Here is an 18,798-nt window from a genome sequence, read left to right as displayed (position 1 = left end):
GCGGTCGGTCAGACTCGTTGGAATGAGCCGCACCCCCCGACTCGCGCACCGCCCCGCCCGCCGCCCGGCCCCCCGCGTACGCCGCTCCCAGCGCCTGCTGGCCGGGACGCTCGCCATGGTCTTCGTCACCGCCGCCTGCTCGGCCTCCGGCGAGAGCGACACCCCGCCGGCGTACGAGCGCAGCGACGCGGTCGACGCCACCGTCCTGCCGCAGCTGGCCGCCAACGGTGAGGACACCGAGGCCGCCGATGACGCGGCCTGGGTCGTCGACGCCACCGTCGACGGCGTCGACGAGGGCACCGAGGTCACCCTCGTCGCCCGCACCGACGACGGCTGGAGCGACGTCGACGAGCAGGAGACCGACGCCGAGGGGCGCGTCTCGCTCACCAGCCGCGCCGACGGCGACCTGCACGTCGTCGTCGGGGACGGCGACGACGCGATCGGCGCCGAGGTCTCCACGGGCGATGCGCCCGAGGCCAGCTTCACCGACGACTTCGACGAGGACTCGGTCGACACCGCGGACGGCTCGTGGAGGACCCGCGACCAGGGCTACATCGGCGTACGCACCTGCTCGCGCGCCAGCGCCGAGGCCGCCGAGGTCACCGACGGCGTGCTCGAGCTGAGCGTCGCGGAGGACCCCGACCGCAAGGGCGACGAGTGCCAGCTGCCGGGGCGCCGCAAGAAGTTCCCCTACCGCCTCAACGGCCACGTCGGCACCGAGGGCACCTACGACTTCACCTACGGCTTCGCGGCCGCGCGCATCCGTACGCAGTCCGCGCGCGGACAGCACGCCGCCTTCTGGATGCAGGCCGCCGGGGGCCAGCAGGAGGGCGGGCCCCAGAAGGGCGGCGCCGAGATCGACATCATCGAGTACTTCGGCGACGACCACCCCGAGGGCGGGCTGACCAGCTTCACCTACTTCCTCGACGAGGACGGCAAGAAGCAGACCGTCGGCGGCTGGCTGCCCGACGTCGAGGACCTCGGCGACGACTGGTCCGAGCAGTACCACGTGTTCTCCGTGGAGTGGACGCCCGAGGAGTACGTCTTCCGCATCGACGGCCAGGTCACCCAGCGGCTCGAGGGCCCGACGTCGGGGCGCCCGGAGTTCTTGATCCTGTCGCTGCTGTCCTCGGACTACGAGCTGCCGCGCTTCAACGGCGAGCTGCCCGAGACCATGGAGGTCGACTGGGCGCGGGTGTGGGAGACCGGCCCGCGCTAGGGAGTGTCGAGCACGAGGGTGATCGGGCCGTCGTTGACGCTCTCCACCTGCATGTCGGCGCCGAAGCGGCCCCGCGCCACCTCCGCGCCCAGGCGCTCCAGCTCGGCGCACACCGCGTCGTACAGCGGCTCGCTCACCTGACCCGGCGCGGCCGCCTGCCAGGTGGGGCGGCGGCCCTTGCGCGCGTCGCCGTAGAGCGTGAACTGGCTGACCACGAGCACCGGGGCGCCGACGTCGCTCGCGCTCTGCTCCTCGCGCAGCAGGCGCAGGTCCCACACCTTGCGGGCCGTCCACCCCACCTCGCGCGGGCCGTCGTCGTGGGTGACGCCGAGGTAGACCAGCAGCCCCGGCCGGTCGAGCTCGCCGACCACCTCGCCGTCGACCCGGACGCTGGCGGAGAGGACCCGCTGGATGACCGCACGCATGGTGCAAGGATGCCGCCATGTCTGACGCGTTGCTGATCACGGTCGCCCCCACCGGGGCCGAGACCGCCAAGGCCGACTGCCCGCAGCTCCCCACCACCCCGGAGGAGATCGCGCGCACGGCCGCCGAGTGCGAGGCGGCCGGCGCCGCCATGATCCACATCCACGTGCGCGACACCTCGCACGCCCCGACGCTCGACCAGGCGCTGCTGCGCGAGTGGGTCGCCGCGGTGCGCGAGTCGTCCTCGCTCGTCGTGCAGCTCTCCACCGGCGGGTCGGTGCACGACCCGCTCGAGGAGCGGCTCAAGGTGCTCGACGCCGAGCCCGACTCGTGCTCGCTGACGATGGGCACGACGAACTTCGGCGACGACGTCTTCCTCAACCCGTGGCCGTTCGTCAAGGAGCTCTACCAGCTGGCGCTCGCACGCGGCGTCGCCCCCGAGTTCGAGCTCTTCGACCTCGGCCAGGTGCACGCGCTGGGACGGCTGATGCGCGAGTACGGCATCCCGGACGGCGGCAAGGTGCACGTCGACTTCGTGATGGGCGTGCCCGGCGGCATGCCCGGCACCGCCCCCGCGCTCGTCGCCGGAGTCTCGGCGCTCCCGCCCGAGGTCACGTCGTGGTCCGCCACCGGCATCGGCCGCTCGACCCTCGCGGTCGCGATGGCCTCCCTCTCGATGGGTGGGCACCTGCGCGTCGGCATGGAGGACGTCCTCACGATCAGCCGCGGCGTGCCGGTCGAGTCCAACGCCCAGCTCGTCGAGCGCGCGGTCGAGCTCGGCCGGATCGCCCAGCGCGAGCCGATGACGCCCGCGGGGTGCCGGGAGCTGCTCGGCCTGGGCTGACCCGCGCCCGGGGTCACCGCGGCAGCGGCAGCCCCACCACGTGGACGGCGTTGTGGTCGTGGTTGGAGATCAGCAGGAAGTCGTCGGTCGCGGCCGCGCTCGCGCTGCCCGGGGGCGGTGCGACGACGTGGGTGGCCCGTCGCGTGCGCGGGTCGATGCGGATGACGAGCGAGTCCGTACGCAGCCACACCGCGCCGCCGCCGACGGTGAGGTCGCCGCCGCCGATGGCCACGCCCCCCATCGCGAGCTGCTCGGTCTCGCCGGTGCGTGGGTCGATGCGGGAGACCGAGCCGTCGCCCTGGTTCATCACCCACACCGCCCCGAAGCCGACGTCGAGGAATCGCGGCCGCGGACCCACCGGGATGCTCGTCCACTCCTGTGAGCGGAAGTCGTACCTCTCGACCGCGTGCTCGCTGGTCGGCACCCACAGCGACCCGAACCCAGCCCGTACGGCCACCGCCCCCGCGGGTGCTTCGATCTCGTCGGCGACCGCGTCGCCCTCGACCACGACGATCCGCGGCTCCAGCGGGTCGACCAGCACGTACGCCCGGTCGCCCGCGGCGCCGACGACGCCCTCGGCCAGGGGGCTGCCGGGCAGTGGCACTCGGGCGAGCACCTCGCCCGTAGCCGCGTCGAGGCGGAAGAGGGCGCTCGGGTTGAGGCTGGGCACCCACACCGACCCCGGGCTCGCCGCCAGCGCCTGCACGACCTCGCCGGGGATCCGCGCACGCGCGGTGACGGTTCCGTCCGCGGCGTAGCGCACGGCGCCCGGCGCGACGCCCGACAGCCACACCCCGTCGCCCGCGGTCACGGCGAAGTCGGCGAACGGCCGGGCCGGCAGCGTGCGGGCGCCGACCTCCTCCAGCGACAGCCTTCGGGGCAGGTCGCCCGCCTCGAGGTAGGTCGGCTCGTACGTGGTCTCGTCGTCGGTCTCGCTCCCGCCCGACGTCTCGCTGGGGGTCTGGCTCGGGGTCTCGGTCGTGCTCCCGGACCCCTCGGCCCGGTCCCCCTCGGCGCAGCCGAGCAGCACCCCTGCGAGCAGGAGGAGCGTCACTGCAGGCCGGCCGACGCGCATGCCTTCGATGATCCACGGCAGGGCGCCGGTCGCCACTGAGATAGTCGCTGGTCTGGTCCAGCCGGCGTCTGTGGAGAGGCGTTTCCCCCTCGGGCCGGACGCTGGTGGGGTGGGAGGCATGTACGAGCTCCCGCCGCGGATGGTCCAGCACCTGGAGTCGCGCTACACCCGGCTCGGCGAGCTGGCTGCTGCGCTGCACATGACCATCGCCGAGACGGGGCTGCGTCTGCCGGCCCGACGCCAGCTTGCGCGTTGGGCGCGGCTGTCCGAGGCCACGGTCGGTCGTCGGATGCAGGAAGTGTGCACCGAGGAGCGACTGGTCTCAGCGCTCGTCCGGGCCCGGACCAGGACCTATCCGCCCGGGTGGGCCTCCGAGGGGTGGGGTCGCTGGCTCCCGGCAACCGCGAGGGACCTCACGGACGTGCGCGTGTGGATCGCCTGCCTCGAGCTGGGCGCGGCCTCGTCCGCCGCCGCCAGCGCCGTCTGCGCCGCGTGGGCGTCCGAGCTGCGGGGGCTCGAGGCCCAGCTGATGGGCACCATCGCTCCGGAGGCCGTCGACGACGACGTGCGCGACGACGCGGAGGTGCTCCAGGCGTACGTCCTGGGGACCTCGATCCGTCGAGCGCTGGACCCCGCGTTCACCCCCGAGCGAGCGGCCGACCTCCTCGGCCGGCTCATCGCGGCCCTCGACCGCTCGCCCTCCGCCGCTGAGTGAAAACTTGCACTCACCGGCGAGGGGCCCGGGTGACGGGCGTCCGGCACACGATCGACGGCCTCAGGTGTCGTCGACCTTCTTCATCCCGACCAGCCCGGGACGGTAGGACGGGTCCTCGAGCTGCGCGATCGTCGGCGAGCCGAACATCGGCAGGCCCTGCTGCTTGCGCAGGAAGCCCCACACGATCGGCAGCACCACCAGCACCGCGAGGCCGATGCCGGCGATGAGCATCGGGTGGGTCTCCTCGACGCCCAGCGGGGCCCAGCCGGACTTGTCGAGCAGGGCGACGCCGCTCATCGTCAGCACCACGACGATCCCGCGGCGGATGAACGACTGCGGCACGCGCGGGGCGAGCATCGAGCCGAGGATGGTGCCGGGCACCGACCCGAGCAGGAGGGGGATGAGGATCGCCCAGTCGATGCCGTGGAGGAAGATGTTGGAGACCGCGGCCGCCAGGACCAGCGGGACCGCCTGCACGAGGTCGGTGCCGACGAGCCGTACGGCGGACAGACCGGGGTAGAGCATCAGCAGCGCGATCATGATGACCGAGCCGGAGCCGACGCTGGTCACGCCCACCAGCAGGCCACCGAGCATGCCGACCAGCAGGGTCGGCACGACCCGGACCGCGGGGTTGTCGTCCTCGACGTGCGAGCCCGAGCGCACCCGCAGGAGGTTGACGTAGAGGCGCAGGGCGTACGTCGCGGCCGCCAGCAGGAGCGCGAAGCCGATGCAGATGATCAGGACGTAGTTGAGCTGGTCGGCGTCGTCGGTGAACCACGCCACCAGGTGCGGGCCGAGCAGCGCCATCGGGATCGAGCCGATCATCAGCCACTTGGCCAGCTGCATGTTGGGCGAGCCCTCGCGCTTGTGCACGATCGCCCCGCCGGTCTTGTAGACGGCCGCCGCGGTGAGGTCGGCGGTGACGACCACGGCCGGCGAGCCGACGCCCAGGAAGAGCAGCGCCGGCGTCATCAGCGCGCCGCCGCCCATGCCGGTCAGCCCGACCACGACGCCGACGAAGAAGCCGGCCGCGAGGATCGAGAAGAAGGCGACGGTGAGGAACTCGAGCATCAGCGGTCTCCGACGAGTCTGGGTACGACGACGCTCAGCATGGCAGTGATTGTGCCGGTTGCGTTCTCGGCGGCAGCCGTACCGCGCCGGTAGGGGTCGGCGACGTCGTGCGCGGGGGACGACGCCGTACGCCGCCGGCCGGCCGCCTCGACGAGCTCGCGCCCGCTGAGGCCCGGCAGGTCCGCGATCGTCGCCTCGAACTGGCCGAGCGTGAAGACCTTGCGGTGCAGCTGCGGGCGGTCGTCGAGGATGTGCTGGCGGTGGACCGCCTCTGCGGTGAGGACGAGGTCGGCCTCCTGGAGGATCGCCGCCGAGAGGTGGCGACTGCGGAAGGCGTCGGCGGCGTCGGGCGCGAGCGTCGTCGGCAGCGTGGGCGCCATGTCGGCGTTGATCACGTGCCCCTCCTGGCCGTGGGTGCCGGCGCTGCTGAACACGACGCCCGACTCCTCCGGGTCGCCGGCGAGGTCGCGCGCGACGAGCTCCATCACGGGCGAGCGGCAGATGTTGGCGGTGCACACGAAGAGCACCCGCAGCGGCTCAGCCATCGGTGCGGGTGAGGTGGAGGTAGCCGGCCTCGTCGAGCGCGACGAGCACGTCGTCGAGCGCGTCCTCGATGCTGCGGCCGGTGGTGTCCACGCGTACGGCGGGGTCGTCCGGCTCCTCGTAGGGCGAGGAGATGCCGGTGAACTCCGGGATCTCGCCGGCGCGCGCCTTGGCGTACAGGCCCTTGCGGTCGCGGCGCTCGCACTCCTCGAGCGGGGTCGCGACGTGGACGAGGAAGAACGCCCCGCCCGCGGCCTCGACCATCTCGCGGACCTGCTCGCGGGTCTCGGCGAACGGCGCGATGGGCGAGCAGACCGCGACGCCGCCGTGGCGGGCGATCTCGGCGGCCACCCAGCCGATGCGGCGGATGTTGGTCTCGCGGTCGGCCTTGGAGAAGGTGAGCCCGGCCGACAGGTGCCGCCGTACGACGTCGCCGTCCAGGCTGGTCACCGAGCGCCCGCCCTGCTCGAGCAGCAGGTCCATCAGGGCGCGGGCCAGTGTGGACTTGCCGCTGCCGGAGAGGCCGGTGAAGAACAGGACGAGCCCCTGCTCCTCGGGGGTGGGCTGGTCCTCGTCGACGATCGCGGCGATGGTGTCCGGGAAGGAGTCGGTTTCGACACGCTCGCTTCGCTCGCTGCTCAACCAGCGGGAGGGGAGCGCGTGGACCGGGTCGCCCCCGGCGTACGTCCCCACGACCTGCGTGCCGAGGGCGTGGTCGGCCTCGGCGTCACCGTGGGAGGGCAGCGGCACGGCCACGGCGGACGCGTCGTCGAGCAGGTCGGACGCGGCGAGCGTGGCACGTACGAGCGCGACGGGCGACAGCGCGGAGGTGCCGGTGCCCATCAGGGCCAGCAGCACCACGCGGCCCCGGCCGCGGAGGTCGTCGAGATCGGCCTCGGTGAGCGCGTCGACGACCGGCACCCAGGTCGCGCCGGCGTGCTGCTCGCGGGCCTGCGCGGGCGTGAGGTGCAGCCGGCGGAAGGGGCCGTACTGCGCGTGCGTCAGCGGCTCGAGCGAGCCGTCGGCGGCGACCCGGGCCAGGGGCAGGCCCTCGGGGTCGACCAGCTCGGCCTCGGCGGCGCCGTCGGGGAGGGTCAGGGTGACGGGGGAGCCTTGCTCGTTGAAGCGGGTGAGCGGGGCGTAGGCGCCGGAGACCAGGAGCTCCAGGTCGTCGAGCTCGGTCGGCGTGGGGCAGTGCTGGATCACCCGCGCATCCTCTCAGACCTGTGATCGCCTAGCCTGCCCGCATGTCTGCCCCTGTCGTCGCCGAGATCGTCCGCTCCGGGTTCGTCGAGGGCCACCACTACGGCTCGATCGTGGCGCTCGCCGCCGACGGGACGGTGGACTGGTCGGTCGGCGACGTCGGAGCGCCGGTCCTCCCGCGCTCGAGCAACAAGCCGGTCCAGGCGCTCGCGATGGTCGAGCTCGGCCTCGACCTGCCCGACGACCTGCTCGCGCTCGCCTGCGCGTCGCACTCCGGCGAGCCGTTCCACGTCGAGGGGGTGCGCCGCACCCTGGCCTCCGCCGGGCTCGACGAGTCGGCCCTGCGGACCCCGCCGGACTACCCGCTCGACGACGCCGCCCGCGAGGCGGTGATCCGGGGCGGCGGCGCCCGTACGCCCATGCTGATGAACTGCTCCGGCAAGCACGCCGCGATGCTCGCCACCTGCGTGCTGCGCGGCTGGGACACCGCGACCTACCTCGACGCCGCCCACCCGCTGCAGGTCGCGATCGTCGAGACGTTCGAGCGGCTCACCGGCGAGCCCGTCACGACCGTCGCGGTCGACGGCTGCGGCGCCCCGCTGCTGTCGACGTCGCTCATCGGGCTGGCCCGCGCCTTCGCGACGCTGGCGACCGCCACCGAGGGCCCGCAGCGCCGTGTCGCCGACGCGATCCGGCGCCACCCCGAGATGGTCAGCGGCACCACCCGCGACGAGCTCGTCCTGCACCGCGCGGTGCCGGGCCTGATCTGCAAGGCGGGGGCGGAGTCGGTCCACGCCGTGGCGCTGCCCGACGGCCGGGCGTGGGCGCTCAAGACCGACGACGGCGCCCCGCGCGTACGCCCGGTGCTGATGGCCGAGGCGCTGCGCCGCTCCGGGGTGCTCGACGAGCCCGGCGTGGACGCGGACGCGGTGCGGTCAACGGGGCGGTTCGAGCTGCTCGGCGGTGGGGTGCCGGTCGGGGAGATCCGCGCGGCCTTCTGAGCCGCCTTGTTGCGAGCAGGCGTGCTAGCGCACAAGTTCCGCTTGCGAATTGGCGTTGTGAGTCGACTCACCCTGCGAGGACTTGAGTTGTGCTAACTGAGTTAGCACACTGGATACATGGCCAAGGACAAGACGGGAGCGCTCGGCACGCTGGGCGACTACCTCAGGGAGCAGCGCCTCGGTGCGCAGCTCTCCCTGCGGCAGCTCGCCGACCAGGTCGGTGTCAGCAACCCATACCTCAGCCAGATCGAGCGCGGGCTGCGCAAGCCGTCCGCGGAGGTGCTCCAACAGCTGGCACGCGCGCTGCGCGTCAGCGCCGAGCAGCTCTACGTCCGGGCCGGGATCGTGCATCCCGACCCAGGTCAGGCCGGCTCGGTCGAGCTGGCGATCCTCGCCGACACCGCCCTGACCGAGCGGCAGAAGAACTCGCTGCTCGACGTCTACGCCTCGTTCCTCGCCCTCAACGAGCGGGACGCAGTCCCCGACCAGATCGAGCAGCCCGAGCTGCCCTAGCTGTCAGCCACCCACCGAATCAGCAGCACCCACCAGAAGGAGAGCCACATGGCCACCAAGCGCGACCTCAAGACCGAAGCCCTCAAGCCCGTCCTCGCCGGCGTCGGCGTCACCGACCTCGCCGTCGAGGCCGTCCGCGAGGCCGTCGCCGACGTGCAGAAGCGCGTCGCCGCCGTGCAGAAGGACGTCACCACCCGCGTGAACGACGTCCAGAAGACCGCCACCGACACCAAGGCCCTGCGCAAGCAGGCCCAGGCCCGTCGCGCCGCCGTCGAGGCCCGCGTCGCCGAGCTCCAGGCCGATGCCAAGGCCTACCCCGCCAAGGTCACCACCCAGGTCTCCAGCATCGTGGACGAGAACGTGGCCGCCGCCAACGCGACGTACGCCGACCTCGTCAAGCGCGGCGAGTCCCTCGTGGGCCGCATCCGCCGCCAGGAGTCGACCAAGGCCACCGTGTCCTCGGCCAAGTCCACGGTCGCCAAGGCCAAGACCACCGCGACGCAGGCCAAGAAGGCTGCCGAGGCCACCACCGCGGCCGCCGACAAGACCGCCGCCACCAAGGTCGCCCCCAAGCCGAAGCCGACCGCCAAGAAGGCCACGCAGAAGGCCGCCGCCAAGAAGGCCGCCGCGACCACCGCCCGCAAGAGCGCCGCCAAGAAGACCGCGACCGCCCAGAGCAGCGCCAAGGCGACCGCGACCGCCGCCCAGAAGACCGCCACCAGCGCGGCCAAGGCCGTCGTCGAGGCCGCCGAGAAGGTCGGCGACTGAAGAGCACCCGCCGATGACGACCAGCTGATGTTGTTCTGAGTCGTCACCGCGACCGAGGGCCCCCGTCCGTCCAGGGCGGGGGCCTTCTCGCGTCGCCTACTCTTGACCCGTGAACATCTACGCCTTCCAGAGCACGCTGATGCTGGTGGTGCTCGTCGCGCTCCTCGCGATCAAGGGATTCGCGTTCATCAGCTCGCTGACCTACTCCGCCCAGGCGTACGAGGCCGCCGGCAAGCTCACCAAGCAGGCCTGGGTCGCGATCACCGGCCTCGGCTTCGGTGCCCAGCTGCTGCTGATCGGCTCGTCGCCGCTCGGGCTGATCCACCTCGTGTTCACGATCGCCTCGCTCGTCTACATCGCAGACGTACGTCCCGCGCTCGCCGAGGTCACCTCGCCCCGCTGAGCCACCAGCGCCGCGCGCAACCCGCGGACCGTCGCGAGTACGAGGTCGACGTCGTGCTCCAGAGGAGCCCGGCCGAGACCGGGTTGCCCGCCGAGCAGCTCGGAGACCAGCCGCCGCTCGCCGTCCTCGACCGCACCCACGGACGAGCTGATCACCTCGTCCCACCGGCTCGCCTCGACCACGCTCAGCCACACGCCGTCGAACACCTCCTCCAGCCACGTCGCCGGGAGGAGGGCGAAGACCGCGCGCGGCAGTAGTCCGTCGGGGACCCCGACCGCCGGTGGGGGCGGCGGCTGGTAGATGTGGGGGAACCGCATCCGGCGCCGCGCCTGATGTCCGCGCTCACGCAGCCACCGCTCGCCGTAGGTCCGCGCGATTGCCACTCGCATGTCACGCACGGAGGGGAACCACGCAGCGATGGCCTGTGGTGTCACGTTGCCCTCGCGCGCCATGTTGCGCAGCGTGAGCGCCGGCCAGCCGCCCTGCGCCAGGAGGGGGATGGCGAGGTCGGTCGCCAGGTTCGACTTGGCGGGGCTGGTGCGCGAGAACATCGGCCCCGAGGTCGGCATGAAGTGCCTGTCATGGTCCACCAGGTCAGGAGACCAGAACGATCACGGCCACCGCCGTGCTCATCCACAGGCGCAGCGAGGCCGCCCGCACGCGGAGTGAATTGACGTCAATCAACTCTGCATCAGGGGTCGCGCACGGACGGCGGTCGCGCGCGGTGCCGCGGGACGACTCAGGCGAGGTAGCGGTCGAGCGCGACCATCGCGTCCTCCGGCTCGAAGCCGGTGGCCCGGATCTTGGCCAGGGACATGGCGGAGTTGAGCGGGCGGGGCGCGAACGGGTTGCCCTGCGCCAGCACTCCCTCGGCGTACGCCGCGGTGGTGGTGCCGGACACGTCGTCGGCGCTGCGGCCGGAGCGCTCGAAGACGGCCTGCGCGACCTCGCGCCACGACATCGCCGGCCCTCCGTTGGAGACGTTGTAGGTGCCGAACTCCGCGCCCGAGTCGAGCAGGTGGCCGATCGCGCGCACGAGCTCGTCGGTGAAGGTCAACCGGCCGACCTGGTCCTCGACGACGCTGGGGGAGACGCCCTTCTCGGCGAGCGCCTGCATGGTGCGGACGAAGTTCTTGCCGTCGCCGATCACCCACGACGTGCGCAGCAGGTAGTGGCGCGGCGCCAGGCCGACCGCGATGTCGCCGGCAGCCTTGCTCTGGGCGTAGACGCCGAGCGGCGAGAGCGGCTCGTCCTCGGTGTGGCCCGGGTCGAGCGCGGCGGTGCCGTCGAAAACGTACTCCGAGGACACGTGGACGAGGGTGAAGTGGTGCTCGCGGGCCAACCGGGCCAGCGTCGCGGGACCGGTGGCGTTGGCCCCCCACGCGGCCACCCGACCCTCGGTGGTCTCGGCCGCGTCGACGGCTGTGTAGGCCGCGGCGTTGAGCACCACGGCGTACTCGTGCCACGGCCAGGCGGCCACGGCCTCGGCGTCGGTGAGGTCGAGCGCGGTGACGCCGTCCCCGTCGAAGAGGTCGACCCGGTCGGCGTCGGGGTACGCACCGTGCAGCGCACGCCCGAGCTGGCCGAGCGCGCCGACGATGAGGGTCTTCTTGGGCGCGATCGCGGTGGCGGGGTCCAGCGCGGGGTTGTTCTGGTCCTTCTCGCTGATGATCGCCTCGGACAGCGGGATCGGCCAGTCGATCGCCGCCGACGGGTCCTCCAGCGCGAGCGCGGGGTAGGCGATGCCGGGGCGCCAGTGCTCGTTGACGAGGTAGGTGTAGGCCGTGCCGTCCTCGAGCACCTGGTAGCTGTTGCCGACGCCGCGCGGCACGAAGACCGCCACGGAGGTGTCCATCTCCAGGGTGAAGGTCGTCCCGAAGGTCTCGCCCTCGCGCATGTCGACCCACGCGCCGAAGATCCTGCCGGTGGCCAGCGAGATGAACTTGTCCCACGGCTCGGTGTGGATCCCGCGGGTGACGCCGCGGCTGGCGTTGAAGGAGACGTTGTTCTGCACGGGGCCGAAGTCAGGCAACCCGATCGCGAGCATCTTCTCGCGCTGCCAGTTCTCCTTGAAGAACCCGCGGTCGTCGTCGCGGCGGTCCAGCCGTACGACGACGAGGCCGGGGATCGGGGTGGTCTCGAGCGAGGGAAGGGTCACTGGCCCTTCTCCGCGTACTTGGCCTCGGTGGCGTCCTTGTGGGGGCGCCACCAGTCCTCGTGCGTCTGGTACCACTCGATGGTGTTGGCCAGGCCGGCCTCGAAGTCCTGGAACTGCGGGCTCCAGCCGAGCTCCTGGCGCAGCTTGCCGGACTCGATGGCGTAGCGCATGTCGTGGCCGGCGCGGTCGTTGACGTGGTCGAAGTCGTCGGCGTCCTTGCCCATGAGCGTGAGGATCAGGCGGACGACCTCGAGGTTGTTCTTCTCGCCGTCGGCGCCGATGAGGTAGGTCTCGCCGATCTCGCCCTTCTCCAGGATCGTCAGCACGGCCGACGAGTGGTCGTCGGCGTGGATCCAGTCGCGGACGTTCTCCCCGGAGCCGTAGAGCTTGGGGCGGATGCCGTCGATGACGTTGGTGATCTGGCGGGGGATGAACTTCTCGATGTGCTGCCAGGGGCCGTAGTTGTTGGAGCAGTTGGAGACCGTCGCCTGCACGCCGAAGCTGCGGACCCAGGCGCGAACCAGGTGGTCGGAGCCGGCCTTGGAGGCGGAGTAGGGGGAGGACGGGTTGTAGGGCGTGTCCTCGGTGAAGCGCTTGGGGTCGTCGAGCTCGAGGTCGCCGTAGACCTCGTCGGTCGAGACGTGGTGCAGGCGCTTGTCGTGCTTGCGCACCGCCTCGAGGATCGTGAACGTGCCGAGGATGTTCGTCTTGATGAACGGGCTCGGGTCGTTGAGCGAGTTGTCGTTGTGCGACTCGGCCGCGTAGTGGACGACCGCGTCGTGGGCCGCCACGAGCGGGTCGACGACGTCCTCGTCCGCGATGTCACCGACGACGAGCTGGACGCGGTCCTCGGGCAGACCCGCCAGCGACTCCTTCGAGGCGGCGTAGGTCAGCTTGTCGAGCACCGTGATCTTCAGATCGGTGTGGTCGACGAGGTGGTGCACGAAGTTCGACCCGATGAACCCCGCGCCCCCGGTCACAAGAAGGCGTTCCATGGAGGGGAGTCTAGGGCGCGGTCTGCTCGACGGACGAAGCGGTGACGCTGAAGCTGGGCTGCGTGACCAGGCCGGGGTCGGTCCACGACGCCCGCCCCGGGCCCGTACGGGTCCAGCCCTCGGGCAGCTCGCCGACCTCGTAGCCGTCGGGCCAGCGCACGTCGACCGTCACCGCCTGCGGGACCACCAGCCCCTGCGGCGTGGCGTCGAGGCGGTAGGTCAGGGTGCCGTCGCCGGGCGCGAGCGCCGCGGCCGGGACGTCGTACTCGAGCACCGCCTCGCGCGTGGCGCCCGGGGGCAGCGTGAGGCGCAGCAGCTTGTAGGGGCGGCCGTAGTAGTCGAAGACGCGGGTGCCCTGCGGACGGCCGGCCGCGGTCGCGCCGGTGACCTCGGCCCCCACGGGCAGGAAGACGCCGAGCGTCATCCCGTTCCACTTGGTGACGTAGGTGCCGCGACGCGGGTCGGCGAACGGCTGGACGTAGGGCGGCGAGTCGTTGAGGACCGAGATCGTGAGCCGCACCTGCGCCGAGCCGTCCTCGCGCAGCCGCACCTCGCTCGTGACGGAGCGCTGCTGCCAGAAGTCGGCCTTGCTCGCGTTGGTGTTCTGGTTGAAGACCGCGAGGTAGTCGTGGCGGGTGTCGGACAGCTCGCCGGCGAGGCCGGTGTCGGAGACCGCGGACTGCACGTCGGGGTCGCGCATCCAGATCGCGAAGTGTCGCCCCTGCGCGGACGTGCGCAGCGACTCGAGCTTGGCCAGGCCGTCCCCGGGCTCGAGGAGCCGCTCGGCGAAGAGCGGCACGATCGCGCGGTTGAGGTCCTTGCGGGCCTCGTTGTCGGGGAACCTGTCGTAGTCGCCGACCAGCCGCGCGGCGAACCCGTCCGCGTCGAGCGTGCCGTAGCCCTCGGTCTCGACCGGCCCGGTGATGCGCAGCATGTCGGCCAGCGCTACGACGTCGACGACCACGAGGCCGTCGACCTCCTGGCTCGTGCGGCGGACCCAGCCGCGCAGCAGCTCCTCGCCCGAGACCGACCAGTCGGGGGCGTACGTCGAGGTCGACAGCCGCAGCCTGCCGTCGTGGAACGGGTTGCCCTCGACCTTGTCCCAGCGTCCGACCTTGAACAGGCGCGGGTCGGTGGTGTCGACGGCGTCGCCCATGCTCAGCGAGCCGTCGGAGACCTCCATCGGGACGACGGTGAGCGGCGCCCCGCCGGAGAAGCGCTGCTCGCTCGGGTTGAGCAGGGCCAGGAGGTACGTGCGTTCGCCGCGTGCGCCGAACAGCTCGGGCAGCACGTCGGTGATCGACCGCGCCCGCCGGGCGGTGGCGGCCAGCGGGGTGACGACCTCGGACGCCTCGTCGCGGGCGTCGCCGAGCCGGGTGCCGACGCCGAGGGCGGAGTCGCCCACCTCGCCCAGCTCGACCTGGGCGGCGTCGAGCCGGGTGCTCGCCTCGTCCACCGAGTCGACCAGCGTCTCGAGCGTGGCCACGTCCACGCCGCGCCCGGCGAACAGGGTCGCGTCCTCGCCGCTGACCGCCGGCCAGGACTCGACGGCCGCCTCCGCCGCAGCAGTCAGGTGGTCGAGCGCGTTGCCGAGGTGGCGTACGTCCGCGACCGGCTCGCCGACGATCGGGACCAGGCTCCACAGGTCTCCGCCGAGGCCCTGCATCGCGTCCTGCACCCGGTCGGCGTGCCGGCGCGCGCTCCGTACGCTCGCGTCGGCGGCGCCGACGTCGCCCGCGGACAGCGAGTCACGAGCGGCCTCGAGATCCGTACGGGCGCCCTCCGCGTGCTCGGGCGCGGCGAGGAACGGGATCGCCAGCAGGGCCATGCCCACCAGCAGCAGGAGCAGCCCGCCGATGACCGTCGCCGGCCGGACCAGCCGTCGCTGCGGCGTGGGACGGGCGGACGGCATGCGCTCATGCTGCCAAACCGGCCGGACTCGCGGGCGCGAACGACCGACACCCTAGGGTGCTGCCATGCGCGGAATCATCCTGGCCGGTGGCACCGGCTCCCGACTGCACCCGATCACGCAGGGCATCAGCAAGCAGCTGGTCCCGGTGTACGACAAGCCGATGATCTACTACCCACTCTCCACGCTGATGCTCGCGGGCATCCGGGACGTGCTGATCATCACCACGCCGCACGAGGCCGACGGCTTCCACCGCCTGCTCGGCGACGGCTCGCAGTTCGGGATCTCCATCACCTTCGCGGTCCAGCCGTCGCCGGACGGGCTGGCGCAGGCGTTCGTCATCGGCGCCGACCACATCGGCGACGAGCGCTCCGCGCTGGTCCTCGGCGACAACATCTTCTACGGCTCGGGCCTCGGCCACCAGCTGCTGCGCTTCTCCGAGCTCGACGGTGCCGCCGTCTTCGGCTACCACGTCGCCGACCCCCGCGCATACGGCGTCGTGGAGTTCGACGAGGACGGACGCGCGCTGTCGCTGGAGGAGAAGCCCGAGCACCCCCGGAGCGACTTCGCGGTGCCGGGGCTCTACTTCTACGACAACGACGTCGTCGAGTACGCCGCGGAGCTCCAGCCGTCGGCCCGCGGCGAGCTCGAGATCACCGACCTCAACCGCCGCTACCTCGAGGAGGGGCGCCTGCACGTCGAGGTCCTGCCGCGCGGCACCGCCTGGCTCGACACCGGCACCTTCGACTCGCTCAACGACGCCTCCAACTTCGTGCGCACCATCGAGGGCCGGCAGGGCTTCAAGGTCGGTGCGCCCGAGGAGGTCGCCTGGCGGATGGGCTGGCTCTCCGACGACGAGCTCGTCGCGCGCGCCGAGCCGCTGCGCAAGAGCGGCTACGGGGAGTACCTGATCGGGCTGCTGCAGCACGGCTAGAGGTCGGCGGCCACCATCCGTCGCACGATCTCCTCGAAGCCGACCGTCGGGGCCCACCCCAGCTCCTCGCGGGCCCGGGTCGCGTCGCCCACCAGCTCGGCGGGATCGGCGGGGCGGAAGAACGCCGCGTCCTGGCGTACGAGCGGTTCCCAGTCGGCGATCCCGGCCGCGGCGAACGCGGCGGCCACGAAGTCGCGTACGGAGTGCGCGGTGCCGGTGGCCACGACGTAGTCGGCCGGCTGGTCGGCCCGGGCGGCGCGCACCATCGCGTCGACGTAGTCGGGCGCCCACCCCCAGTCGCGGCGGGCGTCGAGGTTGCCGAGCACCAGCTCGTCCGCCTCGCCCCGCGCGATCGCGGCCACGCCCCGGGTGATCTTGCGCGTCACGAAGCGCGTCGGGCGCCGGGGCGACTCGTGGTTGTAGAGGACCAGGCTGGAGGCGTGCAGGTCGCGCTGGCGGAAGACGCGGGCGGCCAGGTGGGCGTAGGCCTTCGCCGCGCCGTACGGGTTCACCGGCGCGAGCGGGGTCTCCTCGTCCTGCGGGGACTCGTGGGCCTCGCCGAAGATCTCCGCGCTCGAGGCCTGCACGAGGCGTACGTCGCCCACGCGGCGCGCCGACTCCATCAGCGCGACCGCGGCGTGGCCGTTGACCAGCGAGGTGCGGTCGGGCTCGTCCCACGACTGGGCGACCGAGCTGATCGCGGCGAGGTTGTAGACCTCGCGCGGCGCGATGTCGGCCACCAGGCGCCGGGTGGCCTCGACGTCGGCGAGGTCGCCGGTGTGCAGCACGACCTCGTCGGGGCAGTGGTCCGGGTGGCCGTCGGCCTCGAGCACGAGGGCGTGCACCTCCAGACCCTCGGCGACGAGCCGCTCGGCGAGGTAGGTGCCGTCCTGCCCGCCGATGCCGGTGACGAGGGCCGCGGTCACCAGCCGGCCTTCGCCGCGGCGATGTCGGCGTCGACCATCATCGCTACCAGCTCGGCGAAGGTGACGGTGGGCGCCCACCCGAGCACCTCGCGCGCCTTGGACGCGTCGCCGATGAGCAGCTCGACCTCGGCCGGGCGCATGAAGCGCGGGTCCTGGGTGACGTGCGCGCTCCAGTCGTCGATCCCGACGTGCGCGAACGCGAGGTCGAGGAAGTCGCGGATCGACCAGGTCTCACCGGTGGCGATCACGTAGTCGTCGGCCGTGTCCTGCTGCAGCATCCGCCACATCGCCTCGACGTAGTCGCCGGCGTAGCCCCAGTCGCGCCGCGCGTCGAGGTTGCCCAGCGCCATCGAGTCCTGCAGGCCGAGGTGGATCCGGGCGACCGCCTGGCTGATCTTGCGGGTCACGAACTCCGGGCCGCGGCGCGGCGACTCGTGGTTGAACAGGATCCCCGAGGAGGCGTGCATGCCGTAGGACTCGCGGTAGTTGATGGTCATGTAGTGGCCGTAGACCTTGCTCACGCCGTACGGCGAGCGCGGCCACAGCAGCGTGCGCTCCGACTGCGGCACCTCCTGCACCTTGCCGAACATCTCCGAGCTCGACGCCTGGTAGAAGCGGATCGCGCCCGGGTCGTCGCCCGCGTGGAGGCGTACGGCCTCGAGCATGTTGAGCACGCCCATGCCGGTCACGTCGCTGGTGACGAACGCGTTCTCCCAGGAGTAGGCGACGAAGCTGATCGCGCCGAGGTTGTAGACCTCGTCGGGCTCGGAGTCGCGCATCGCGCGCATCAGGCTGGACAGGTCGGTGAGGTCGCCGTTGTGCAGCCGTACGTCGGGAACGAGCGTCGACACCAGCTCGCGCCGCGGGTTGTTCTGGCCCCGGATCAGGCCGTGCACCTCGTAGCCCTTCTCCAGCAGCAGCTCGGCGAGGTAGAGGCCGTCCTGGCCGGTGATTCCCGTGATCAGTGCGCTCGGCATGCGGGCAGTCTGTCAGGGCTGCGCATCGTTAGGGTGGGCCTCATGAAGATCCTCGTCAGCGGCGGTGCCGGCTACATCGGCTCGCACACCGTCATCCAGCTCGTCGCCGCCGGCCATGACGTGGTCATCGTCGACAACTTCAGCAACGCCCACCCGACCGTCCTGGGGCGGATGGAGTCGCTGACCGGGACGCCGCTGGTGCTGCACTCCTTCGACCTGCGCGACTACGACAAGACCGAGCACCTCTTCGCCGCCGAGGACTTCGACGCCGTCATCCACTTCGCGGGCTTCAAGGCCGTGGGGGAGTCGGTCGCCAAGCCGCTGGAGTACTACGAGAACAACCTCGGCTCGACCTTCTCGCTGGTCCGTGCGATGCAGAAGCACCATGTCGACAAGCTCGTCTTCTCCTCCAGCGCTACCGTCTACGGCACCGAACAGGCGGGCGCGACCGAGGACCGGCCCACCTTCGCCACCAACCCGTACGGCTGGACGAAGGTGATGCAGGAGCAGATCCTGCGCGACGTCGCCGCCGCCGACCCGCAGATGCGGGTGGCCCTGCTGCGCTACTTCAACCCCGTCGGCGCGCACGAGTCCGGCACGATCGGCGAGGACCCGTCCGGCATCCCCAACAACCTGATGCCCTACATCGCGCAGGTCGCGGTCGGCAAGCGCGACAAGCTGCAGGTCTTCGGCGACGACTACGACACCCCCGACGGCACCGGGGTGCGCGACTACATCCACGTCGAGGACCTCGCCGCCGGCCACGTCGCGGCGCTCGAGGCCCTGACGAAGACCTCCGACCCCGTCAGCGTGTGGAACCTGGGCTCGGGCCACGGCACCAGCGTGCTCGACCTGCTGCACGCCTTCGAGCGCGCGGTCGGTCGCGAGCTCCCCTACGAGGTCGTCGCGCGCCGGCCCGGCGACGTCGCCACGTCGTACGCCGACCCGAGCAAGGCCAACCGCGAGCTCGGCTGGAGCACGAAGAAGTCGGTCGACGAGATGGCCGCCGACACCTGGCGCTGGCAGTCGCAGAACCCGCGGGGTTTCGCGGGCTGAGGTCAGCACCATGAAGGCAGTTCGGCCGCGGTCGGCGGACTGTGAGCGTGGCCGGCTCCGCCGCC

General features: G+C 72.1%; 20 protein-coding genes. 9 read left to right on the top strand and 11 right to left on the bottom strand.

The genetic code is table 11. The annotated features are described in order from the left end of the window. Positions 1-22: 22 nt before the first annotated feature. Positions 23-1,219, top strand: coding sequence for a glycoside hydrolase family 16 protein (locus IE200_RS00435; protein ID WP_191277397.1), 1,197 nt, complete (start codon positions 23-25; stop codon positions 1,217-1,219). Here IE200_RS00435 and dtd read toward each other — a convergent pair. Then, complete coding sequence (gene dtd, locus IE200_RS00430) at positions 1,216-1,644, bottom strand: D-aminoacyl-tRNA deacylase (RefSeq protein ID WP_191277396.1); 429 nt, start codon at positions 1,642-1,644, stop codon at positions 1,216-1,218. The genes IE200_RS00435 and dtd overlap by 4 nt on opposite strands. 17 nt (positions 1,645-1,661) lie before the next feature. On the opposite strand from dtd, the gene IE200_RS00425 reads away from it, so the two are divergent. Further along, positions 1,662-2,486 carry a BKACE family enzyme gene (locus tag IE200_RS00425; RefSeq protein ID WP_191277395.1) on the top strand — a complete coding sequence of 275 codons (825 nt, stop codon included), beginning with the start codon at positions 1,662-1,664 and terminating at the stop codon, positions 2,484-2,486. 13 nt (positions 2,487-2,499) lie between these two features. Here the strand turns inward: IE200_RS00425 and IE200_RS00420 are convergent, their stop codons facing one another. After that, complete coding sequence (locus IE200_RS00420; RefSeq protein WP_191277394.1) at positions 2,500-3,561, bottom strand: NHL repeat-containing protein; 1,062 nt, start codon at positions 3,559-3,561, stop codon at positions 2,500-2,502. A gap of 118 nt (positions 3,562-3,679) precedes the next feature. Here IE200_RS00420 and IE200_RS00415 point away from each other — a divergent pair, with 118 nt between their 5' ends. Beyond that, a complete protein-coding gene (locus IE200_RS00415) occupies positions 3,680-4,276 on the top strand; it encodes a TetR family transcriptional regulator C-terminal domain-containing protein (RefSeq protein WP_191277393.1) in 597 nt (198 codons plus the stop codon). A gap of 60 nt (positions 4,277-4,336) precedes the next feature. Here IE200_RS00415 and IE200_RS00410 read toward each other — a convergent pair whose 3' ends face one another. Genes IE200_RS00410 through cysC form a run of 3 tightly spaced genes read right to left on the bottom strand, consistent with a single transcriptional unit; the run spans position 4,337 to position 7,096 of the window. Beyond that, the gene (locus IE200_RS00410) at positions 4,337-5,347 is read right to left on the bottom strand and encodes a sulfite exporter TauE/SafE family protein (RefSeq protein WP_191277392.1); all 1,011 of its coding nucleotides are present in this window, start codon (positions 5,345-5,347) and stop codon (positions 4,337-4,339) included. Further along, the gene (locus IE200_RS00405) at positions 5,347-5,892 is read right to left on the bottom strand and encodes an arsenate reductase/protein-tyrosine-phosphatase family protein (protein WP_191277391.1); all 546 of its coding nucleotides are present in this window, start codon (positions 5,890-5,892) and stop codon (positions 5,347-5,349) included. Before IE200_RS00405 ends, IE200_RS00410 begins: the two co-directional genes overlap by 1 nt. After that, positions 5,885-7,096 carry an adenylyl-sulfate kinase gene (gene cysC, locus IE200_RS00400; protein ID WP_229855928.1) on the bottom strand — a complete coding sequence of 404 codons (1,212 nt, stop codon included), beginning with the start codon at positions 7,094-7,096 and terminating at the stop codon, positions 5,885-5,887. Before cysC ends, IE200_RS00405 begins: the two co-directional genes overlap by 8 nt. Before the next feature lie 41 nt (positions 7,097-7,137). On the opposite strand from cysC, the gene IE200_RS00395 reads away from it, so the two are divergent. The 4 genes from IE200_RS00395 (at position 7,138) to IE200_RS00380 (ending at position 9,778) form a co-directional block, all read left to right on the top strand. Continuing rightward, on the top strand, positions 7,138-8,094 hold the full coding sequence (locus tag IE200_RS00395) for an asparaginase (protein WP_191277390.1): 957 nt from the start codon (positions 7,138-7,140) through the stop codon (positions 8,092-8,094). A 117-nt stretch (positions 8,095-8,211) separates the two neighbouring features. Next, the gene (locus IE200_RS00390; RefSeq protein ID WP_191277389.1) at positions 8,212-8,607 is read left to right on the top strand and encodes a helix-turn-helix domain-containing protein; all 396 of its coding nucleotides are present in this window, start codon (positions 8,212-8,214) and stop codon (positions 8,605-8,607) included. A gap of 48 nt (positions 8,608-8,655) precedes the next feature. Beyond that, positions 8,656-9,375, top strand: a complete 720-nt coding sequence (locus IE200_RS00385) for a hypothetical protein (protein ID WP_191277388.1) — start codon at positions 8,656-8,658, stop codon at positions 9,373-9,375. 109 nt (positions 9,376-9,484) lie between these two features. Further along, positions 9,485-9,778, top strand: a complete 294-nt coding sequence (locus IE200_RS00380; protein WP_191277387.1) for a DUF2516 family protein — start codon at positions 9,485-9,487, stop codon at positions 9,776-9,778. On the opposite strand, the gene IE200_RS00375 is transcribed toward IE200_RS00380, so the two are convergent. The 4 genes from IE200_RS00375 to IE200_RS00360 all read right to left on the bottom strand — a co-directional run bounded on the left by IE200_RS00375 (position 9,727) and on the right by IE200_RS00360 (position 14,843). Beyond that, positions 9,727-10,368, bottom strand: a complete 642-nt coding sequence (locus IE200_RS00375; protein ID WP_191277386.1) for a hypothetical protein — start codon at positions 10,366-10,368, stop codon at positions 9,727-9,729. The genes IE200_RS00380 and IE200_RS00375 overlap by 52 nt on opposite strands. A 149-nt stretch (positions 10,369-10,517) precedes the next feature. Next, entirely contained in the window at positions 10,518-11,936 is a 1,419-nt protein-coding gene (locus IE200_RS00370; RefSeq protein WP_191277385.1) for a sugar nucleotide-binding protein, read from the bottom strand. Further along, entirely contained in the window at positions 11,933-12,931 is a 999-nt protein-coding gene (rfbB, locus tag IE200_RS00365) for a dTDP-glucose 4,6-dehydratase (protein ID WP_191277384.1), read from the bottom strand. The genes IE200_RS00370 and rfbB overlap by 4 nt, the downstream gene beginning before the upstream one ends. A 10-nt stretch (positions 12,932-12,941) precedes the next feature. After that, entirely contained in the window at positions 12,942-14,843 is a 1,902-nt protein-coding gene (locus IE200_RS00360; RefSeq protein ID WP_191277383.1) for a DUF4012 domain-containing protein, read from the bottom strand. 64 nt (positions 14,844-14,907) lie between these two features. Here IE200_RS00360 and rfbA point away from each other — a divergent pair, with 64 nt between their 5' ends. Continuing rightward, positions 14,908-15,774: a glucose-1-phosphate thymidylyltransferase RfbA gene (rfbA, locus tag IE200_RS00355; protein WP_191277382.1), complete on the top strand. Its 867-nt coding sequence runs from the start codon at positions 14,908-14,910 to the stop codon at positions 15,772-15,774. Here the strand turns inward: rfbA and IE200_RS00350 are convergent. Together IE200_RS00350 and gmd are read right to left on the bottom strand one after the other, a co-directional pair. After that, positions 15,771-16,700, bottom strand: coding sequence for a GDP-mannose 4,6-dehydratase (locus tag IE200_RS00350; protein WP_191277381.1), 930 nt, complete (start codon positions 16,698-16,700; stop codon positions 15,771-15,773). The two genes, rfbA and IE200_RS00350, sit on opposite strands and share 4 nt — an antisense overlap. Beyond that, entirely contained in the window at positions 16,697-17,677 is a 981-nt protein-coding gene (gene gmd / locus IE200_RS00345; protein ID WP_191277380.1) for a GDP-mannose 4,6-dehydratase, read from the bottom strand. Before gmd ends, IE200_RS00350 begins: the two co-directional genes overlap by 4 nt. A gap of 42 nt (positions 17,678-17,719) precedes the next feature. Between gmd and galE the strand changes: the two genes are divergently transcribed. Continuing rightward, positions 17,720-18,733 carry a UDP-glucose 4-epimerase GalE gene (gene galE, locus IE200_RS00340; protein ID WP_191277379.1) on the top strand — a complete coding sequence of 338 codons (1,014 nt, stop codon included), beginning with the start codon at positions 17,720-17,722 and terminating at the stop codon, positions 18,731-18,733. The last annotated feature ends 65 nt before the right edge of the window (positions 18,734-18,798 follow it).

The organism is Nocardioides flavus (ex Wang et al. 2016) (assembly GCF_014653115.1).
GTDB lineage: Bacteria > Actinomycetota > Actinomycetes > Propionibacteriales > Nocardioidaceae > Nocardioides > Nocardioides flavus.
This window is presented reverse-complemented; position numbering and strand designations above follow the sequence as displayed.